22 protein-coding genes are annotated in these 18657 nt (G+C 67.7%); 12 read left to right on the forward strand and 10 right to left on the reverse strand.

Annotated features, from left to right (window positions below; genetic code table 11):
- Together V7053_RS12650 and V7053_RS12655 are read left to right on the forward strand one after the other, a co-directional pair.
- On the forward strand, positions 1-371 hold a 371-nt coding region (locus tag V7053_RS12650; RefSeq protein WP_334172626.1), incomplete at its 5' end, for a carboxymuconolactone decarboxylase family protein.
- 40 nt (positions 372-411) lie between these two features.
- Entirely contained in the window at positions 412-1086 is a 675-nt protein-coding gene (locus V7053_RS12655; RefSeq protein ID WP_334172627.1) for a haloacid dehalogenase type II, read from the forward strand.
- Positions 1087-1251: 165 nt separating this feature from the next.
- Here V7053_RS12655 and V7053_RS12660 read toward each other — a convergent pair whose 3' ends face one another.
- The gene (locus tag V7053_RS12660; RefSeq protein ID WP_334172628.1) at positions 1252-1722 is read right to left on the reverse strand and encodes a hypothetical protein; all 471 of its coding nucleotides are present in this window, start codon (positions 1720-1722) and stop codon (positions 1252-1254) included.
- Between the two features lie 180 nt (positions 1723-1902).
- A complete protein-coding gene (locus V7053_RS12665; protein WP_334172629.1) occupies positions 1903-2295 on the reverse strand; it encodes a hypothetical protein in 393 nt (130 codons plus the stop codon).
- A gap of 157 nt (positions 2296-2452) precedes the next feature.
- Here V7053_RS12665 and V7053_RS12670 point away from each other — a divergent pair, with 157 nt between their 5' ends.
- The 6 genes from V7053_RS12670 (at position 2453) to V7053_RS12695 (ending at position 6031) form a co-directional block, all read left to right on the forward strand.
- Positions 2453-2890, forward strand: coding sequence for a DUF1801 domain-containing protein (locus V7053_RS12670; protein ID WP_334172630.1), 438 nt, complete (start codon positions 2453-2455; stop codon positions 2888-2890).
- A 319-nt stretch (positions 2891-3209) separates the two neighbouring features.
- Complete coding sequence (locus V7053_RS12675) at positions 3210-3560, forward strand: PadR family transcriptional regulator (protein ID WP_334172631.1); 351 nt, start codon at positions 3210-3212, stop codon at positions 3558-3560.
- A 2-nt stretch (positions 3561-3562) separates the two neighbouring features.
- A complete protein-coding gene (locus tag V7053_RS12680; protein WP_334172632.1) occupies positions 3563-3931 on the forward strand; it encodes a DUF1048 domain-containing protein in 369 nt (122 codons plus the stop codon).
- Positions 3928-4749 (forward strand): ABC transporter ATP-binding protein, encoded by an 822-nt coding sequence (locus V7053_RS12685; protein ID WP_334172633.1) that lies wholly within the window; start codon positions 3928-3930, stop codon positions 4747-4749. Before V7053_RS12680 ends, V7053_RS12685 begins: the two co-directional genes overlap by 4 nt.
- On the forward strand, positions 4746-5510 hold the full coding sequence (locus V7053_RS12690; RefSeq protein WP_334172634.1) for an ABC transporter permease: 765 nt from the start codon (positions 4746-4748) through the stop codon (positions 5508-5510). Before V7053_RS12685 ends, V7053_RS12690 begins: the two co-directional genes overlap by 4 nt.
- 242 nt (positions 5511-5752) lie before the next feature.
- Positions 5753-6031, forward strand: coding sequence for an FAD-dependent oxidoreductase (locus V7053_RS12695; RefSeq protein ID WP_334172635.1), 279 nt, complete (start codon positions 5753-5755; stop codon positions 6029-6031).
- Positions 6032-6192: 161 nt separating this feature from the next.
- On the opposite strand, the gene V7053_RS12700 is transcribed toward V7053_RS12695, so the two are convergent.
- The 7 genes from V7053_RS12700 to V7053_RS12730 are packed head-to-tail and all read right to left on the reverse strand — an operon-like array spanning position 6193 to position 12895.
- Positions 6193-6897, reverse strand: a complete 705-nt coding sequence (locus V7053_RS12700; RefSeq protein WP_334172636.1) for a substrate-binding domain-containing protein — start codon at positions 6895-6897, stop codon at positions 6193-6195.
- Entirely contained in the window at positions 6894-7868 is a 975-nt protein-coding gene (locus V7053_RS12705) for an aldo/keto reductase (protein ID WP_334172637.1), read from the reverse strand. The genes V7053_RS12700 and V7053_RS12705 overlap by 4 nt, the downstream gene beginning before the upstream one ends.
- Complete coding sequence (locus tag V7053_RS12710) at positions 7865-8818, reverse strand: Gfo/Idh/MocA family oxidoreductase (protein ID WP_334172638.1); 954 nt, start codon at positions 8816-8818, stop codon at positions 7865-7867. The genes V7053_RS12705 and V7053_RS12710 overlap by 4 nt, the downstream gene beginning before the upstream one ends.
- A gap of 28 nt (positions 8819-8846) precedes the next feature.
- Positions 8847-10220: a protocatechuate 4,5-dioxygenase subunit alpha/beta gene (locus V7053_RS12715; RefSeq protein ID WP_334172639.1), complete on the reverse strand. Its 1374-nt coding sequence runs from the start codon at positions 10218-10220 to the stop codon at positions 8847-8849.
- 1 nt (position 10221) lies between these two features.
- Entirely contained in the window at positions 10222-11157 is a 936-nt protein-coding gene (locus tag V7053_RS12720; protein WP_334172640.1) for an amidohydrolase family protein, read from the reverse strand.
- Between the two features lie 2 nt (positions 11158-11159).
- The gene (gene ligK, locus V7053_RS12725) at positions 11160-11852 is read right to left on the reverse strand and encodes a 4-carboxy-4-hydroxy-2-oxoadipate aldolase/oxaloacetate decarboxylase (protein WP_334172641.1); all 693 of its coding nucleotides are present in this window, start codon (positions 11850-11852) and stop codon (positions 11160-11162) included.
- A gap of 14 nt (positions 11853-11866) precedes the next feature.
- Complete coding sequence (locus tag V7053_RS12730) at positions 11867-12895, reverse strand: amidohydrolase family protein (protein WP_334172642.1); 1029 nt, start codon at positions 12893-12895, stop codon at positions 11867-11869.
- Between the two features lie 107 nt (positions 12896-13002).
- Here V7053_RS12730 and V7053_RS12735 point away from each other — a divergent pair, with 107 nt between their 5' ends.
- Positions 13003-13893: a LysR family transcriptional regulator gene (locus V7053_RS12735; protein ID WP_334172643.1), complete on the forward strand. Its 891-nt coding sequence runs from the start codon at positions 13003-13005 to the stop codon at positions 13891-13893.
- 25 nt (positions 13894-13918) lie between these two features.
- Here V7053_RS12735 and V7053_RS12740 read toward each other — a convergent pair whose 3' ends face one another.
- Positions 13919-14572: a hypothetical protein gene (locus V7053_RS12740; protein ID WP_334172644.1), complete on the reverse strand. Its 654-nt coding sequence runs from the start codon at positions 14570-14572 to the stop codon at positions 13919-13921.
- A gap of 247 nt (positions 14573-14819) precedes the next feature.
- Here V7053_RS12740 and V7053_RS12745 point away from each other — a divergent pair, with 247 nt between their 5' ends.
- The 3 genes from V7053_RS12745 to V7053_RS12755 form a co-directional block, all read left to right on the forward strand.
- Complete coding sequence (locus V7053_RS12745; protein WP_334172645.1) at positions 14820-15701, forward strand: G1 family glutamic endopeptidase; 882 nt, start codon at positions 14820-14822, stop codon at positions 15699-15701.
- 1290 nt (positions 15702-16991) lie between these two features.
- The gene (locus tag V7053_RS12750; protein WP_334172646.1) at positions 16992-18392 is read left to right on the forward strand and encodes an MFS transporter; all 1401 of its coding nucleotides are present in this window, start codon (positions 16992-16994) and stop codon (positions 18390-18392) included.
- A gap of 75 nt (positions 18393-18467) precedes the next feature.
- Positions 18468-18657: hypothetical protein (locus tag V7053_RS12755; protein ID WP_334172647.1), on the forward strand; the 190-nt coding region annotated here is incomplete at its 3' end.

Here is an 18657-nt window from a genome sequence, read left to right on the forward strand (position 1 = left end):
AGCGCCTGGAGAAGCGGGTGGGCCGATTCATGAGCATCCATGCCGGCATGGCCCATTCACCGGTGGTGATCGCCGCGTATCAGGGCATGCAGAAGGCCATCGCCGAGCACGGCACCTTCGACGCCCGCACCCGGGAGGCGATCGCCCTGGCCGTGGGCAACCAGAACGGCTGTGACAACTGCCAAGGAGCCCACACTGCCTCGGCCCGGAAGGCCGGGCTCCACGACGACCAGATCCTCGCCCTGCGCGCCGGGGAGGTCGGCTTCGATCCCAGGCTCGCGGCCCTGACCGAGGTCGCCCGGGCCGCCGCCGCGGACACCGGTTACGTGCCCGCGCCGGTCTGGTGCGCCGCCCTGCCCCTCGCCACCTGACCAGCACACTCAAGCCCGCCCGAACCAGGAAGGACCAGCCATGGCCGAAGCACCCGATGTCATCGTCTTCGACGTCAACGAGACCCTCTCCGACATGTCCCCCATGGGCCAGCGGTTCGCCGAGGCCGGAGCCCCGGCCCATCTGGCCAGACTGTGGTTCGCGACCCTCCTTAGGGAAGGGTTCGCCCTGGCCGCCGCCGGGGACGCCGCCCCCTTCGGCGAGATTGGCGCAGAGGTCCTCACTGGCCTCCTGGAGGGCGCCGGGGTGCCCGACCCAGCTGGCGCGGCCCGCCGCCTCGCCTCCTCCGTCGCCGACCTTCCCCTGCACGCCGATGTCCCGGACGGCGTCCGCGCGCTCCGGGCGGCCGGTCACCGCCTCGTGACCCTCACCAACGGCTCGGCCCAGGTCGCCCAGAAGCTCTTCGACACCGGCGGGATCAGGGACGAGTTCGAGGCACTGCTCTCCGTAGAGGACGCGCCTGCCTGGAAGCCGCACCCCTCCTCCTACCGGTACGCCGCCCAGCAGTGTGGGAGTCGGGAGGACGAGATGATGCTCGTCGCGGTGCACCCGTGGGACATCCACGGCGCAGCCCGGGCGGGCCTTCGCACCGCGTGGGTCAACCGCAACGGGGGCACGTACCCGTCCTATCTCGCGCAGCCCGAGCTGACTGTACACTCCCTGACCCACCTTGCCGCTGAGCTAGGCGCCGGCTGACCCGAGGGCCCCGGGTGGGCCGGCACCCAAGGGCAAAGTCCTAGCGTGCTGGGGTCCGGGGAGGTCCCGGGGTTGGCAGGAAGGAAAAGGGCACATGGCGGAATCCTGCAGCGCCCCGCCGGGCGCCGAGGAGATCCCCGCTGTCGAAGGCGGATCCGGGCTTCGCTATGCTTCCAGTGCGCGCAGGACGGCGTCGGCGACGATCCCGTAGCCCAGGTGGGGCAGGATGTCGCTGGCCCAGTCAGCGGCGGACCAGGTCCGGGGGTCGGTGACCTTCAGCAGCGTCATCGGCGCGTTCGCGGCCAGGAGGACGGCCGTGGTGGTGGCTGCGATGCCGGCTGCCCGCCCAGGCCTCCACCCAAGCGCGCGGGCGGCTGCGGCCAGGGCTCCGATGCCGATGCCTGCTCCCAGGCCCAGAAGGGGGCCGAGCCCGGCGGCCCTGTTCTGCTTCTGCTCGTCGTCGCCGGGGATGTCGGTACCGATGGCGTGGGCGAGGCGTCGGGCGGACTCCTCCGGGGTGCTGCTGGCGGGCCTGGCCCGGATGGCCATGTCCAAGTAGGTGATGGCGTTCAAGGCCGTGGTGCCGGCTGCGCCCGCGGCGGCGCCTGCTGCGATGGTGCGGGTGAAGGCGTTCATCGTCCTATCCTCTCTCCGAAGCGGCCTTGCGGGTCCCCGCAGCGGTGCGGCCTGTCCACCCGATGGGTGATGGATGGGCTGGGTATCCCGGGCTCAGCCGGCGGCGAGGCCCTTGTCCTTGAGCCAGGCGTCGGCGGCGGCCTTGGGGTCTTGCTCGTCATTCCTCAGTGAGATTCCTTTCTAAGGGGTGATGGTTGTGGCGACGGCGTCCGTGCGGTTCGCCAGATCGCCGTCGTTGGCCCGGACGCTCGTGTTTCCGGCTGTCAGATTCCTGAAGTCGTAGCAGGTGACGGCGGCTGTTCCGCCCGAGTTGACTCTCACACTCGGAGTGAATGCGGGCTGGCCTGTGGGGGTGTTGACGCGGGCCGGCGCGGACCATGTGGCGCCCGCGTCGGAGGAGGCAGAAATCGCCACCTGATCGAAGGCGAAGCCGGTGAAGCGTGCGTCCTGCCAGACCACGTGCGGCTCGTACTGGAACGACCAGCGTGGAGCGATCGTCTCCTCGCCCGCATCCGGCCCGCACGAATAGATCGGGCGATCCGAGGCGAATTGCGGGGCACCGGCTTCGAACACGGCGTCCTGGCCTATCCCACGAGCACCTGCAAGGGGACCTCGGCCTGGAGATTGGCGCCCAGTCGGGGACCCCATTGCGCGACGCCCAGCTGAGACACTCCGCTTCTGGGGAGCGCCGCAATAGGAGCGCTGCGGGTCACCTTGCGAGAATGGGCGCATGACCGAGCCGAAGAGTTCTGAGTCCAAGTTCACCCCTGAGGAGCGGGCCGCGATGAAGCAGCGCGCCAAGGAGCTGAAGGAACAGCAGAGCGCCGCGGAGGCCTTGAAGGCGGTTCTGGACAAGATCGCCGAGCTTGACGAGCCGGACAGGACGAACGCGGAGCGCATCCACGCGATCGTCACGGAGGTCGCGCCGTCGCTGAGCCCCAAACTCTTCTACGGCAGCCCCGGCTACGCGGATCCGCAGGGCAAGGTTGTCCTCTTCTACCAGGAGCGAGCGAAGTTCAAGGCGCGCTACGGCAATCTCGCGTTCTTCGGCGCCGCACAGCTGGACGAGGGCACCATGTGGCCCACCAGCTTCGCGATCACGGAAATCTCACCGTCCGACGAGAGGGTGATCGCCGAGCTGGTGCGGAAGGCCACACGCCAGCTCTGACCCGCGTCGACCCGAGACCGGCCCGGGGACCCTCACAGGGGCTCCCCGGGCCTCTGGATGTGAGCGCTCGGGATCGGCAGTCGGTGAACGCTCGGTGACGGCCCTGCCTGTCCGACGGCCGATTCCGGGACGCCGCATTCTTGGGCCACCCAAACCCTAGGGACGCCAGTGCGGACTCGTTGTGTGCGCGGGCTGCTCCCCCGCGGCTGACCCGAGGTTGCTGTCGGACGCCTGAGCTGCGTCCCCCTCTTGTCCCGCCGCTACTCAGTGTTACTATCTAGTGGTAGTCAGCAACACTGAGTAGCAGAGGGAGGCTCCGGTGGGCAAGCAGATGAGCGAAATGCTCAAGGGCACACTCGAGGGCGTCGTCCTCGCGATCCTGGCCGCGCAGCCGGCGTACGGCTACGAGATCACGGCACGATTGCGCGAGCAGGGCTTCTCCGAGATCGTCGAAGGCACCGTGTACGCGCTGCTGGTAAGGATCGAGCAGCGCGGCCTCGTAGACGTGGCAAAGGTCCCGTCCGAAAAGGGGCCGCCGCGCAAGGTCTACTCGCTCAACACACGGGGTGGCGATTACCTCGAAGATTTCTGGAGGACCTGGACCTTCCTCGCAGGGCGAATCGAACAGCTCCACAGCCAGATCGAACAGGCACAGGAAAGAGGAGAGTAGCCATGCCCGCAAAATGGATCGAAGCCCTCACCGGGTCGCTCGAGCAGAAGAAACAGTACAAGCAGTGCAAAGCCCGCCTCGAGGCCCTCCCCGAGCCCTACTGCACGGCCGCGAAGGCGTTCGAACGGTACTTCATGTACTACGGCGGCGTCACCGACGGCGACACCCTCATCAAGATGCTCGGTGACTTCGCCGACCTCTGGGAGCGCGCCGCCGTCGACGGAACGCCTGTGAGCGCGATCGTCGGAGACGACCCCGTCGAATTCGCCGAGACGTTCACCTCGGCCTACGGCGGTACGAGGTGGATCGACAAGGAACGCGCTCGGCTGGTGAAGGCGATCGAGGATGCGAAGGCGGACGGACGGAGATGACCACCGACCCGGCCATCCGCGTCGAGGGCATCGAGAAGTCGTTCGGAGACCTGCACGTGCTGCGAGGCGTCGACTTCGAGGTGAGGGCAGGGAGCATCTTCGCGCTGCTCGGCTCCAACGGTGCAGGCAAGACCACGCTGATACGGATCCTGTCGACGCTGCTGAAGGCCGATGCGGGCACGGCCACGGTGTACGGTTTCGATCTCGCCGCACACCCCGACGACGTACGCGAGTCGATCAGCCTGACTGGCCAGTTCGCCGCGGTCGATGAAGTGCTCACCGGCCGGGAGAACCTCGTGCTCATCGCCAGGCTGCGCCATCTGAAGCACCCTGGTGAGGTCGCCGACGACCTGCTCGCCCGCTTCTCGCTCACCGATGCGGGGAACCGCAGGGTTTCGACGTACTCGGGCGGCATGCGACGGCGGCTTGACATCGCGATGAGCCTGATCGGTAACCCACCGATCATCTTCCTCGACGAACCCACCGCGGGACTCGACCCCCAATCGCGCATCGACGTGTGGCAGACCATCAGGCAACTCGCTGGTCGGGGCACGACCGTGCTGCTCACGACGCAGCATCTCGACGAGGCCGAGCAGCTCGCCGACCGGATCGCGATCCTGCACCAGGGCACGATCATCCAGAACGGTACCCTCGCCGAACTCAAGCAGCTCCTCCCGCCCGCCAAAGTGGAGTACATCGAGAAGCAGCCCTCCCTCGAGGACATCTTCCTCGCCCTCGTCGGTAGCACGGGCGGGACCGGCACCGCCCACGACCAGGGCGGCGACCGCACGGTCCCCGCAGGAAAGGAATCCCAATGACCACCCACGTCCTCGGCGACACCCGCGTCCTGACCGGCCGCTCGCTGCACCACATCCTCCGCAGTCCCGACACGATCATCACCACCGCGGTCACCCCGATCGCGCTGATGCTGCTGTTCGTGTACGTGTTCGGCGGCGCGATCAACACCGGATCTCGCGAGTCGTACGTCAACTACATGCTCCCCGGCATCTTGCTCATCACGATCGCCTCCGGCATCGCATACACCGCATACCGGCTGTTCCTGGACATGCAGGGCGGCATCTTCGAACGCTTCCAGTCCATGCCGATCGCCAGGTCTAGCGTGCTCGGGGCGCACGTGCTCACGTCCTTGGCCGCAAACCTAGTCTCCGTCGCGATCGTTATCGGCGTCGCTCTGATCGCGGGGTTCCGCACAGGAGCATCCGTCGCCGCCTGGCTCGCCGTCGGTGGCATCTTGGTCCTCTTCACCCTCGCGCTGACCTGGATCGCCGTGATCGCCGGTCTCTCGGCGAAGACCGTCGACGGCGCGAGCGCGTTCAGCTACCCCCTGATCTTCCTGCCGTTCATCAGCTCGGCGTTCGTGCCCACCGACTCGATGCCCGGCCCGGTCGCATGGTTCGCCGAGAACCAGCCTGTGACCTCCATCGTGAACACCATCCGATCTCTGCTCGCACAGGAACCCGTCGGCGGTGACATCTGGATCGCCCTCGCATGGCTCGTCGGGATCCTCGCCGTCGGCTACGCGTTCGCGATCACCGTCTACCGTCGAAAGATCCGCTGAGGCCCGGCGCCGCTCGCCCCCACAGGGCGCCTATCGCACAGGAATCGGCCCTGCCACCCCGAAGCTCACCGAGGCTGGTCTCCCGTGACGGATCCGCTTGGTGCAGGACGTCCGGTGATGCCCTTCGCGAAAGGGCTCTCACTTTTAGAATATTGCGCCGGCGGAGGCTTGCCGCAAGCCCGGTGGCGACCAATACCCTGATCCAGCGTGCTCTCTGGAGTGGGCGAGGAAGGCGCTGGCAAATGATCGATGTGATTGTCGTTGGCAGCGGGCCAGCCGGGATGATGCTTGCCGGAGAGCTGGCGCTGGCGGGCGTCGAGGCGACTGTCGTGGAGCGCCGCCTCGCCACCGCCGGGTTCATACCCTGCTGGATCGACCAGCACGGCATCCCGCACCCCCACGGCGACGATGAGACCGGCCGCCGGGTGGCGGCCTACGTCGAGAAGATCTCGCGAGCAGAGGGCTTCGACACGGGCTTCGAATGGAAGGACGGCAAGGTCCAGGTCCTGCCCCCGGCGTAACCCCGGAATGAGGTGCACCTCACTGCACCAAGAACGTTCGTCGCTGGTCGATGGCGACATCGATGAGCAGCGCACGCGGGCGCAGGAGACGGAGATGGTCGCGCGAGGCAACCCGCACACGCTGCCGGCCAAGGACCGCTGCTCGCCTGCGCTAGGAGTTGCTAAGAGCCGGCTCGCGCGAAGCTGTGCGCCGCCACGATCTGTGCCGCGCCCTCCGAGGCGAAGAACCGCAGCACCTCGAGCGCCTCGGCGCGGTTGTCCGACGTCGTCGCGACCGCGCCCGCGAAGACGGTGTCGATCGCACAGTCAGGCGGCAGCACACCGAGGATGCGAACGCCGGGCTGCCCCGCGAGCTCGCTGAGCTGCTGGAACCCGAGGTCGACCTCGCCCTCAGCGAGCGAACGGGCGACCGGGATGCCCGGACGCGCCTGGACCATCCGCGGCCCAAGCTCTTCGCCAAGTCCCCAGCCATCGATCATCTTCACGAGCGCGACGCCGCTAGGGCCGGTCGAGTAGCCGATACGACCGGCCTGCTGCAGAGCGGCTCGCAGGCCCGCGGCGTCCGGGAACGCGTAGGCGCCGTCGTGGGTGGCAGGGACGTCGGACCCGGCCGGGACCGCGACCGCGACCTGCGACGACATGAGCGGCGTCACCGAATCCGCCACGACGTGCCCGTCGTCGGCGAGCCTCCGCAGCGCGCCCAGGGCGAGGAAGACCAGGTCGAGCTGCTCGCCCTCTGCCACCCGCTTGGCCGCATCGACGCCGCCGACCGACTCGAGCTCCACCTCGGGCAGGCCCGCCTCGCTCGCGGCCGCCGCCAGGTCGGTGAGGACGTGGCGGGTCGCCATCGAGGAGATCCCCCTCATGCGGCGTCCTCGAAGGACTCCGCGTCGACCTCGCGGGACGCGGCCGGCGCGTAGCGGGGACCCGACACGGTAGAGGTTCCGATGAGCTCACTCGCGCGGGCGAGCAGCCCGGCGTCGACCTTGAGATCCGCGGCGCCCTGGTTCTCGCCGAGATGATCCAGTCGGGTCGTCCCCGGGATCGGCACCACGTGCTCACCCCGGGAGAGCACCCACGCGAGTGCTAGCTGCCCCGGGGTGCAGCCGGCCTCCGCCGCCAGCGCCCGCCACTGAGGCAGCAGCGCCGCGTTGGCGGCCCAGTGCTCCGGCTGAAAACGCGGCATTCCCCGCCTGATGTCCTTCGGCGTGAACCCCGCTGGGTCGTCGAAGCCATCACTCAGGAAACCCCTCGCGAGCGGCGAGAACGCCACCAGTGCGACCCCGCTCTCGCGGGTCGCGTCGAGCATGCCGAGCTCGGGGTTGCGACTCCACAGCGAATACTCGTTCTGCACCGCAGCGATGGGAGCGACAGCCTGTGCCTCGCGCAGGCGTTGCACGGACACCTCGGAGAGTCCGATGGCGCCGATCTTGCCGGCGGCCACCATCTCAGAGAGCGCGCCAACGCTCTCCCCGATGGGCACCTGCTTGTCCCACCGGTGCAGGTAGTACAGGTCGATGCGCTCGACGCCGAGGCGCCCGAGCGATGCGTCGACCTGCGCGCGCAGCGTCTCGGGTCTCCCGTCGATCACCTTGACGCCGTCGACCATCGCCATGCCGCACTTGCTGGCCAGCAGCACTTCGTCGCGGCGCCCCGCGATCGCCCGCCCGACCAGCTCTTCGTTGCGTCCGCCGCCGTAGAGCGTGGCGGTATCGAGCATGCGCACGCCCGCGTCGAGCGCCGAGCGCAGGAACGCCACACCGTCCTCGACCGACGGAGGAACCCCGTAGGCGTGGCTCAGCGACATGCAGCCGAGGCCGATCTTCGGCAGGATCACGCCAGCTGCTCCTCGAGCTCACCGAGCACACGGTAGCAATCGATGACCTGACGGACCGAGGAGTTCGGCTCGCGGCCCTCGCGGATCGCGCTGACGAACTCGCGGTCCTGCAGCTCGATGCCATTCATGCTGACCGCCACCCTGGACACGTCGATCTGCTCGTCCTTGCCGGTGTACAGGTCGTCGTAGCGCGCGATGTAGGTGGCGGTGTCGCCGATGTAGCGGAAGAAGGTGCCGAACGGGCCGTCGTTGTTGAACGACAGGGACAGCGTGCAGATCGCCCCGGTCTCGCTCTTGAGCTGGATCGACATGTCCATGGCGATGCCGAGCTCGGGATGGATCGGACCCTGGATCGCGTTCGCCTGCACGATCTTGCCCGCTTGGTAGGCGAACAGGTCGACCGTGTGGGCTGCGTGGTGCCACAGCAGGTGGTCGGTCCAGGAACGGGGTTCGCCCTTGGCGTTCGTGTTCGTGCGGCGGAAGAAGTACGTCTGCACGTCCATCTGCTGCACGTTGAACTCGCCCGCGACGATGCGGTTGTGGACGAGCTGGTGCGAGGGGTTGAAGCGCCGCGTGTGGCCGACCATCGCGACGCGGTCCGAAGCCTCGGCGGCGGCGAGGGTCGCCTCGGCGTCGGCCAGAGAGTCCGCGAGCGGGATCTCGACCTGCACATGCTTGCCCGCCTTGAGCACCTCCTGCGTCTGCGAGGCGTGCAGACCCGTGGGGGTGGCGAGGATGACGGCGTCAACGTCGTCGCGCTCGAGCACAGCGTCGAGCCCGACGACCGCATTGGCGACGCCGTACTTCGCGGCGACGCCGTCCGCCTTCTCCTGCGAGGTGGCGCTGACGACGGTGACCTCGGCGTCCTCGATCTCCTTGAGGCCATCAAGATGCTTCATGCCGAAGGCGCCGTTGGCGCCGACGACCGCGACGCGGATCTGGTCAGTCATTCGTTTCTCTCCTCAGGTAGGTGAAGGATCAAGCGCTCGGGGCGGGCGCGGCGGCCGCCTCGCGGACGTCGGCTGCGCCCTGCTGGGCAGCCTCTCCAAGGGCCCCGACCGGGTTCGAGATGACGAGGTGCCCGACGGCCGTGTTCGACGCCGGCACATGGTAGAACCGGTGGTCGACGGAGGGCGCCTCCCCGCCGAACTGGTCGTCCATGGCGCCGCGGGCGATCAGCCAGTCCACGAGCTCGATGCCCTCGGAGCCCGCCTCGTCCACGTACTCCATGTGATCCCACTCGGTCAGGCCCAGCGGGTCGGCGATGAGGTGGTCGAGGAACGCGTTGTCCCACTCCTCGTTGATGAGGCCGGCGCGCGGACCCTGCAGCTGGTGGCTCATGCCGCCAGTGCCCCAGATCTGCACGTTGATTTCCGGGCCGTCCCACTTGTCGAGGGCGCGGCGCAGGGCCTTGCCGAGCTCATAGCAGCGGCGGCCGGAAGGCACCGGGTACTGCACCACGTTGACGGCCAGCGGGATGACCTTGCACGGCCACTCCTTGACGTCGCCGAAGACGAGCGAGAGCGGCACGGTGAGCCCGTGGTCCACGACCATCTCGTTGACGAGGGTGAGGTCGAAGTCGTCCTGGATGACCGACTGCGCGATGTGCGCGGCGAATTCCGGGTAGCCCTTCACGTCCGGAACCGGGCGGGGGCCGTAGCCCTCGTCGGCGACGGGGTACTCGACGCCCGTGCCGAGCACGAAGGTCGGGATGATGGAGGAGTCGAACGCCGTCGCGTGGTCGTTGTAGACGAGGATGACGACGTCGGGCGTGTTCTCCTTGGCCCACTTCCGGGTCCACTCGTAGCCGTCGAAGACCTTCTTCCAGTACGGCTCCTCGGTCTTGCCGAGGTCCATTGCGGCACCGATGGCCGGGACGTGCGAGGTGAACAGCGCCGACGTGTACTTCGCCGGGGCGTTCTCGCGCATGGTCTCGGACTTCTCGCGGGGCCCGGGCGGGACCCAGCCGTCGAGGTCCTTGGCGCGGTTGCCCTCGGGGCGGCGCCCGCCTGAGATCATCATGTCGCGGTAGGCGGCCTCGGACATGCCCGTCATGGAGCCGGCCATCTGCTGGAAGCTCAGGCCATGGGTCGCGCCGATCTTGCTCAGGAAGTAGATGTTGCCGCCCTCGGCCATCATGGCGTTGAGGTCCATGTCGAGCACGGCCTGGCGCTGCTTCGGCGAGAGGGGCCACTCGTCGAGGTACGCCTCGCGGTCGGCCAGGTAGCGCTCGCGGTTCTCGGGCTTCATCAGCGACATGGAGAACTGGTTCAGGTGGTATCCCTTGCGGGCCATCTCTGCGTCGAAGATGATCGTGCCGGGAACCTGCTTGTACGGCTTGTCGAGTGCCATGTCATGCTCCTTCGGGCCAGTAGAGGCGACGGGGGTTGTCCACGAGCAGCCGCTGCTGGAGCTCCGCCGTCGTCGCGATCTGGGGGATGTAGTCGACCAGGAGCCCGTCGTCGGGCATGTGGTCCTTGAGGTTGGGGTGGGGCCAGTCGGTACCCCACAGGACGCGGTCGGGGAACTCCTCGACCACGCGACGGGCGAATGGCACCACGTCGGTGTAGGCGTGCTGCTCGCCGCCCAGGGCGCGCGGCCCGGTGGCGCTCAGCCGTTCGGGGCAGGAGACCTTGGTCCAGACATTCGGGTTCTCACGCATGAAGCGCAGGAACAGCTCGAACTCCGGTCCATCCGGGTCCTTCGTCACGTCGGGGCGGCCCATGTGGTCGACCACGACATCGGTCTTGATGCTGGAGAAGAAGTCGTAGAGGTCGGGCAGGTCCGGCGCCTCGAAGTAGATCACGACGTGCCAGCCGAGCGGCGCGATCTTCTCGACGATCTCCTCGAGCGAGTCGGTGGGGACCCGGTCGACGAGGCGCTTGACGAAGTTGAAGCGCACGCCGCGGACACCGGCTTCGTGCAGCTCGGCGAGCTGCTCCTCGGTCACGTCGCGGCGGACGGTCGCGACGCCGCGCGCCCGCCCGCCGCTGCGGCGGAGCGCGTCGACCAGCGCGCGGTTGTCGGCACCGTGGCAGGTCGCCTGGACGATCACGTTGCGGTCGAAGCCGAGGTGGTCGCGCAGGGCGAAGAGCTCCTCCGCGGAGGCGTCGCAGGGCGTGTACTTCCGCTCGGGGGCGTAGGGGAACTCGGCGCCTGGGCCGAACACGTGGCAGTGGGCGTCGACCGCGCCGTCAGGCAGGCGGAAGGTTGGCTTGGAGGGGCCCTCGTACCAGTCGAGCCACCCGGCGGTCTTCTCGAAGCCGCCCGTCGTCTTTCCGTGCGCCATCGTCAGTTCTCCACGTACTCGAGGCCAGCGGCAGCGAGCGGCTCGCGCATGCCGTAGAGGTCGAGTCCCAGCACGCCCTCGCGGAACTTCTGGCGCTTCGACTCCTCGTTGTCCTCGCGCTTCTGGCTGGCCTCGGCGACCGCGCCGACCAGTTCGCGCGGCACGACGACGACGCCGTCCACGTCCGCGACGACGACGTCACCCGGGTTGACGAGCGCGTTCGCCACGACAACCGGGACGTTCACGGAGCCGAGCGTAGCCTTGACCGTGCCCTTGGCGTTGATGGCGCGGGAGAACACCGGGAAGTCCATCTTCTCGAGGTCCGCCACGTCGCGGACGCCGCCGTCGATCACCAGGCCCTTGCAGCCGCGCGCGCTCAGCGACGTGGCGAGCAGCTCGCCGAAGAAGCCGTCCTCGCTCTCCGTGGTGCAGCCGGCGACGATCACGTCCCCCTCCTGCACCTGTTCGGCGGCGGCGTGGAACATCCAGTTGTCGCCAGGCTGCAACAGCACAGTGACGGCCGGCCCACAGAGCTTGGCGCCCGTGTAGACCGGGCGGATGTAGGGGCGAAGAAGGCCAACGCGGCCCATCGCCTCATGGATCGTCGCGACGCCGAACTTCGAGAGGCGTGCCACGTCCTCGGGGTCGGGACGCTCTATGTTCGTGTGGATCAGTCCGAGGTTGTTCAGTCGCATGGGGTTCCTCCTCTTTAGAGCCCGCGGGCGGTCAGGGCGCGGTCAAGGCGCGGGTACACGCGGCGGGCATTGGCTTCGAAGACCTGCGCGCGCTGCGCGTCGGTCAGGCTCTCGGTGGCATCGACGTACCGCTTCGTGTCGTCGAAGTAGTGGCCGGTGCGGGGGTCGACGTCGCGGACGGCGCCGATCATCTCGCTCGCGAAGAGGATGTTGGCCGTCGGGACGACCTTCGTCAGCAGGTCGATGCCGGGCTGGTGGTAGACGCAGGTGTCGAAGAAGACGTTGTTCAGCAGGTGCTCTTCGAGCTCCGGCTTGCCGAGCGCCATGGCGAGACCGCGGAACCGGCCCCAGTGGTACGGCACCGCGCCGCCGCCGTGCGGGATCACGAGCTTGAGCTCGGGGAAGTCGCGGAACAGGTCGCCCTTGAGCAGCTGCATGAAGGCGGTCGTGTCGGCGTTCAGGTAGTGGTCTCCGGTGGTGTGGAAGACCGGCTTGCAGGAGGTGCTCACGTGCACCATCGCAGGGATCTCGTACTCGACGAGCTTCTCGTAGATCGGGTACCAGGACCGGTCGGTCAGCGCCGGCGCCGTCCACTTGCCGCCGGAGGGATCGGGGTTGAGGTTGACCGTGACGGCGCCGAGCTCTTCGACGGCCCGGGTCAGCTCGGCGACAGTGCTGGCCGGGTCCTCGCCCGGTGACTGCGGCAGCATGGCGCCCATGAGGAACCGGTCGGGGAAGAGCTCGCTCACCCGAGCGCACAGGTCGTTGCAGATACGGGCCCAGGTCTTGCTGACCTTGAGGTCGCCGATGTGGTGGGCCATGAAGGAGGCGCGCGGGCTGAAGACCGTGATGTCGCTGCCGCGCTCGTTCATGAGCCTGAGCTGGTTCGCCTCGATGGTTTCGCGGATGTCGTCGTCGGAGATCTTCAGGGTCGCCGGATCCGGGGCCTCTCCCCGCCCTTCGGAGAAGGCGATCTGGAGGTCGCGCCAGGCACCGAGCTGGGCCGGGGCCGTCGTGTAGTGGCCGTGGATGTCGATGATCAACGAGTGTCGTCCTTGTCACTTGGAGGCTTGTGCCTTCAATGCTAGGCAGGGCTTCCGCATGCCGTCGAATAGATATTCGGCGACGCCTGCATAGATACAATCAATAGATGGCCCTGACCGACCTCAACCAGCTGCGCACCTTCGTGGTGCTCTACGAACTGCGCAGCGTCACCGCCGTCGCCGAACGGCTGCATGTCACGCAGCCGACCGTCAGCTACACGCTCAGGCGGCTCCGGTCGCGGTTCGACGACGAGCTGTTCCGGCGCGAGGGCCATGACATGGTGCCCACCGCGAAGGCCACCCAGCTGTTCGGCCCGCTGCACGAGGCGCTCGCACAGATCGATGCGACCGTGAACGAGACGGATGCCTTCGAGCCCGCCGGCTTCAGCGGCCAATTGACGCTCGGACTCACCTCGATCGGCGAGCAGACGTTCCTTCCGCCGATCATGACGGCGTTGACGCGCGAGGCTTCCCGGCCGCACCTGCAGGTGGAGCGGCTCGACTCGGATCTGGTCGAGGACGGGCTCACGCGGGGAACGATCGACGTGGCGATGACCGTGTCGATGATCGGCAGCCCGCGGCTGTGGCGCTCGCATGTGCGCGCCGTCGAGTACGTGGCGCTCGTCTCGGGAGAGCACCCCCTGCCGCCCACTGGGCCCGACATGTTCGCGGGCCGCCACTTCCTGCGGGTCTCGGCACGCGGCGGGCACATCTTTCCGCTGCAGGCGCTCACCGAGCATGGTCTGATGCAGCAGATCGTGCTGACCGTGGAGGAGTACGCGACGGTGCCTGCGGTCCTGGAGGCCACAGACCTCGTCGTCCTGCTGCCGCGGCACGTCGCCGAGGTGTTCAACGGCTGGTTCCCCCGCCTGCAGATCGCAGACCTCCCGTGGCCGGGGCAGAGCACCCCGGTGTCGCTGTACACGCGGCGCGAGGCGAGCCTGACGCCCGTGCAGCGGTGGTTCCGCTCGCTGGTCCTGGCCGCCGTTCGCGAATAAGCGCGAGCAGAGGAGCAGGAGCGGGTCAGCTGCGCTTGCGGTTCCAGCTGGCCTTCGCAGGCGCGAAGGGGCTGCGCACGTGGATCGACCACGAGGAGTGCGGGTGGATCGAGAGGATGCACCGCTCGTACCAGGCGCGCGCCTCGTCCGAGAGCTTCGGCAGCACGGCGTCCTTGTCGGCGTCGTCCTCCGGCCGAGGCCGCAGCGCCTTCCAGACCAGCTGCACCTCGGGCGCGCCGGTCGGGATGCCGCCGACGTCGAGCACCGCGCGGTCCCAAGGCAGCTGCAGGCGCGGGTCCCGCTTGTACACCCAAGCGCGCGGCGCGCCGTCCTCCAGATTGACCTTCAGCACCCACGCGTCCTTCTCGACGTCCCGGATGAGCACGGGCTGGACCTCGTCGCCCTCCTGGACCTCCGCGAGCGGCACGAGGTCGTCTTCATCGCGCAGCGCCCACGCGGCGTACCCGGCGGGAAGGCTGGCCACAAGCTGCGGCAGGTCGCCGAACACCACGCTGACATCCGTGTTGGAGCGCTCGCGAATGGGCTCGCCGAGCCAGTGGTCGAGGGCGACGCCGCCCGAGAGCCACCAGCGGACGGGCGACGACGCGAGCAGGTCTGCGGCGGCCTGCGCGGTAAGGGGCTCCCACCTCGTCTCGGGAGTCGGTACGGAAGAAGCCATGGGTCAAGGGTACCCACGCTCGCCTCGGCCACCGTCCGCGGTCGAACCCCTACGAGCAGGCCCTCCGGTGCCACGCTCGGCTATCCCCAGCGCCCAGCGCCGGGCGACGGCGGCCTTGGGCTTGAAGACCGTTCCGGGCGGACTTGCACTTGGGAGTGCCTTACCGCCGCTTCGGTCATTCCCTCTCGCGCTGGCCCCGGCGTAGTCTGTCGCCACCTGACAGCACGGGCCAAAAGGGGCGAGGGCAATGAATGAGCCGCTATCCTTCCTCAGGCGTTGGGGCACGGCCTTGGCCGCGGCGGCATTGACGGCGGGAACGGCACTGGTGGGACCGATCCTCGGTCCAGCGGATGCCACGCCGTCTGCTCCGCTCATCCTCGCCCCGGCCCACCACCCACCGGCTGGCCCGCTCTCTGCCACCCACGGCGGGGGCGGGGGGACATCCTACGGCTGGTCGTCGTCGAACTGGTCCGGATACGCCGTCCAGACGACCTCGGCATCGCCGTTCAACAGCGTCTCAGGATCGTGGACCGTCCCGGCTGTGACGAAGCCGAAGAGGGGCAATTCCGGCTACTCCTCGGCGTGGGTGGGCCTCGACGGATTCTTCAACAGCCCGAGCAGCCTCATCCAGACCGGGACCGAGCAGGACTTCTACTACGGGTCCGGGCACTACAGCGCCTGGTGGACCAGCCAGGCCCAGGGATACCAGGAACAGGTCATCACCAGCGGCTGCAGCTGGGGCGGGACCCATTGCGGGTCCGTCACGCCCGGGGACGTGATGACCGCCTCCGTGACCCGCACGGGAAGCATCACCTTGAGCGACGGTTCCTCCAGCCACGGCTGGGGCTTCAGCACCGGCATCGCCTACACGGGTCCGGGCCTTTCCGCGGAATGGATCCTCGAGGCGCCCTCCTCGACCTCCGGCGTGCTGCCGCTGGCCAACTACGGCTCCGCTGCCTTCGACCCCGGCACCGTGAACGGCAGCAGCAATCCCGGCTTCGTGGCCGGCGACGGCGGTTACCTGGTCCAGAACGGCGCGGTCAGGTCCATCCCGTCCGTCCCCGACAGCGACACAGATGGCTTCACCGCCGCCTACGGCTCCACCCCGCCCCCGCCTCCCAACTCGTAGCGAAGGGCCGCCGGAGGAGCATGCCGGGCCGACCCGTGACGCCGCGATCCTGCAGCACTCCGTTCCGTGAGCCCGAACCGAGCGGCGCCCAGGCAGCATGATGTTCGGCCCACTGGCGCGTCCCGCGCAGCCTCACGATCCCCCGATGTCTTGAAGGCAAGCGAGCGGCCGAGGGTGTCTCTCCCTTGCATCTCCGTTCTGGGTCCAGTTCTGGGACTCCCCCTGCTCGCGATCCGTTCCCGCATCGACCAGAGTCCACATGCCGGTTCCGCCATCGTGCGTCGGCATGATGCTTCACTAGAAGACGAAAATCGGTGCAGCCGATGATTCAAGGGGCTCCCACGAGCCGTTCGCAGGGCAATGAGCCCCCGCGCGGACGACCTCGCTCCTTCGGGATTGCCCGAGGCCCGGTCGGTGATGCTGAGCCACTTCATTCCAGGCCTCCATACGCTGCGTTAGCGAGTCCGGTGATGACAAATCGGTCCGCAGCCCAATGGTGGGCAGCACAATTGGCGATGAATAAGATGAAAATGAAGTGACGAGATACGGCCCTCCTATGGATTTCCCTTGGGCCCGGGTTCAGGCGGCGTCCGTGCCGTAGCGGGACCCCAACCGCTTCTTAATTGCCTTCCGCGGCAGGATCAGCACGGCGGAGGCCGCCTCGGACATCTGCACGTGGTCAGCGGTGCACAGCCCGAACTTGGACTGAGTGCCGGCTCGAGAATGCGCCTCATCGCGAAGACTTCCTCCGGGAAGCGGTCGCCGCTGCGAGAATCGACTGCCAGAGGTCGCCCCGAGGTAGAGGTCCTCGAGGATAATGCTGGTGAACCGAGCCCGGGTTCTCCCGCGGCTCGTAGATCAAGGCCGTATCGAGCTTGCCGTTCTTGATCGCGCCGATGAGCGTTCCGCCGAAGATCTCGGTCAGGTGGAGGGCCGGCTGGGCGACGTGCAGTCCAGCAGGGGCCCTCGTGTGCTCCCCGTGGCTACGATCCCGACACTGCACTCCGGCTTCCGCGTGTCCACTTCCGCCCACCTCTCCAGGCTGGTCATAACCGATCGCTATGCCGGTACAGCGAAAAGGTCTTTGTGTGACCCACACCTCAACCGTTAGTTTGATCTGCAAGGCCAGTCCGCAATGTTGAAGCCTTGATCATTACGATTTTCGGCCTATTCCTGAAAAAGCACCCGACGCTCAGACTCGGCTATTTCTCAAATGCGCCGAGTTGCGGCTGCCCGCCCAAGAAAGATCACATCATGGGATTACACGGACCGATCGCCATTGGAGGCGAAATGACTGAAGTCGCACTTCCCAAGAAGACGCCTGTCAGGGCGGCAGTCGCGGCCTGGATCGGCACGACGCTCGAGTACTACGACTTCGCGGTGTACGGCACCTCGTCCGCGTTGGTCCTGAACGTCCTCTTCTTCTCGCCCAAGCTGCCCGAAGGCATCAGCGTGCTGCTCTCGCTGATCACCTTCGCGGTCGGCTACGCGGTACGTCCCCTCGGCTCCCTCATCTTGGGACCGATGGGCGATCGCTTCGGCCGCAAGTTCGTCATGATGATCACGCTGTTCGGCATCGGCGGCTGTACCTTCCTGATCGGCTGCTTGCCCACGTATGCCCAGATCGGTTCTCTTGCTCCGATCCTGCTCGTGCTGATCCGCGTCATCCAAGGACTGTGCCTTTCCGGCGAGCAGCCCAGCGCGATCACCATGAGCCTCGAGCACGCTTCCGAGCGCCGCCGTGGGTTCATCACGAGCTTCACGACGTTGGGCGCCTCCACCGGCACACTTCTCACGCTGCTTCTCTTCATCCCGATCGCCGCAATGCCCTCGCAGCAGCTGCTGACCTGGGGCTGGCGCCTTCCGTTCTGGTTCTCCGCCATCGTCGTGGTCGTCGCCTACCTGATCCGCCGGCACGTCCAGGAGCCGCCTGAGTTCGTCGAGACCAAACTCGCCAAGGTGAACGTCGCCCCGCTCAGCCACGTCCTCCGCTTCCACTGGCGCGCGGTGCTGCGGATCGTGTTCTGCGCGCTCATCGCCGGCACGAGCTACATGATGCAGACCTTCTCGGTGGCATTCGGAACCGTCGGATACAAGCTGGACAAACCGACCATGCTCCTTACGACGACGGTCTCGGCCGTGATCGCCCTCGCAGTCACCCCTTTGGCAGGATTCCTCGTAGACAAGATCGGCCGCAAAGCGATGTTCCTCAGCGCGACGGTCGGCGTAGGCATCACGATGGCGCCGTACCTCTGGTCGATCACCACCGGCAACTGGGCGCTGATCTTCCTGTTCGGCATCATCAACTACTCCCTCTTCTACTCGATGGTGAACGCGTCCTGGCCGTCGTTCTTCGCAGAGATGTTCCCTGGCCGGCTGCGCGTCTCCGGGCTCGCCCTCGGCACCCAGATCGGCTTCGCAATCTCCGGGGTAATCGGCCCCGTCCTCGCGACAGCACTCGCTGGCTCCGACCTCAAGGGATGGGTGGGCCCGTCCATGGTCGCGCTCGGGTTCATGGTCTTCGCGGGGGCCTCGGCGCTCACGGCCAAGGAGACCGGCAAGTACACGCTGAAGGAGCTCGACGAGGTGCAGCAGAGTGAGCGGGAGAAGGACGTCGTCACCGCAGCGATCGCGCTCCCGAGCCAGACGACCATGCACGGTCTGGCTGCCAAGCCTGGCACAGGGAAGTGACGGGCTGTCGGCCGCCTGCGCCCCAGTAGTCCAGTAGTGCGGCTGTGGCGGTGTTGGGGTTGTGATTGATGGGGATTGCCAGAAGGAGCCTCCTCGGAGATCACCGCCCCGACACCCCCGCAGCAGACTGACTGCGGGTCGCCGTCGGCCCCTCGAGCTGACGACGACCGCGCACGTGGGGCGCCGGCGTCGTCGTACGACGACGGACGCCCCTTCCCCGGCCGCCTCGCCGGCGTCGACCCAACCCAGATCTGGAGTACCAATG

Origin of the sequence: Sinomonas sp., from assembly GCF_036848755.1 — a bacterium.
In the GTDB taxonomy this organism is placed as follows: Bacteria; Actinomycetota; Actinomycetes; order Actinomycetales; family Micrococcaceae; genus Sinomonas.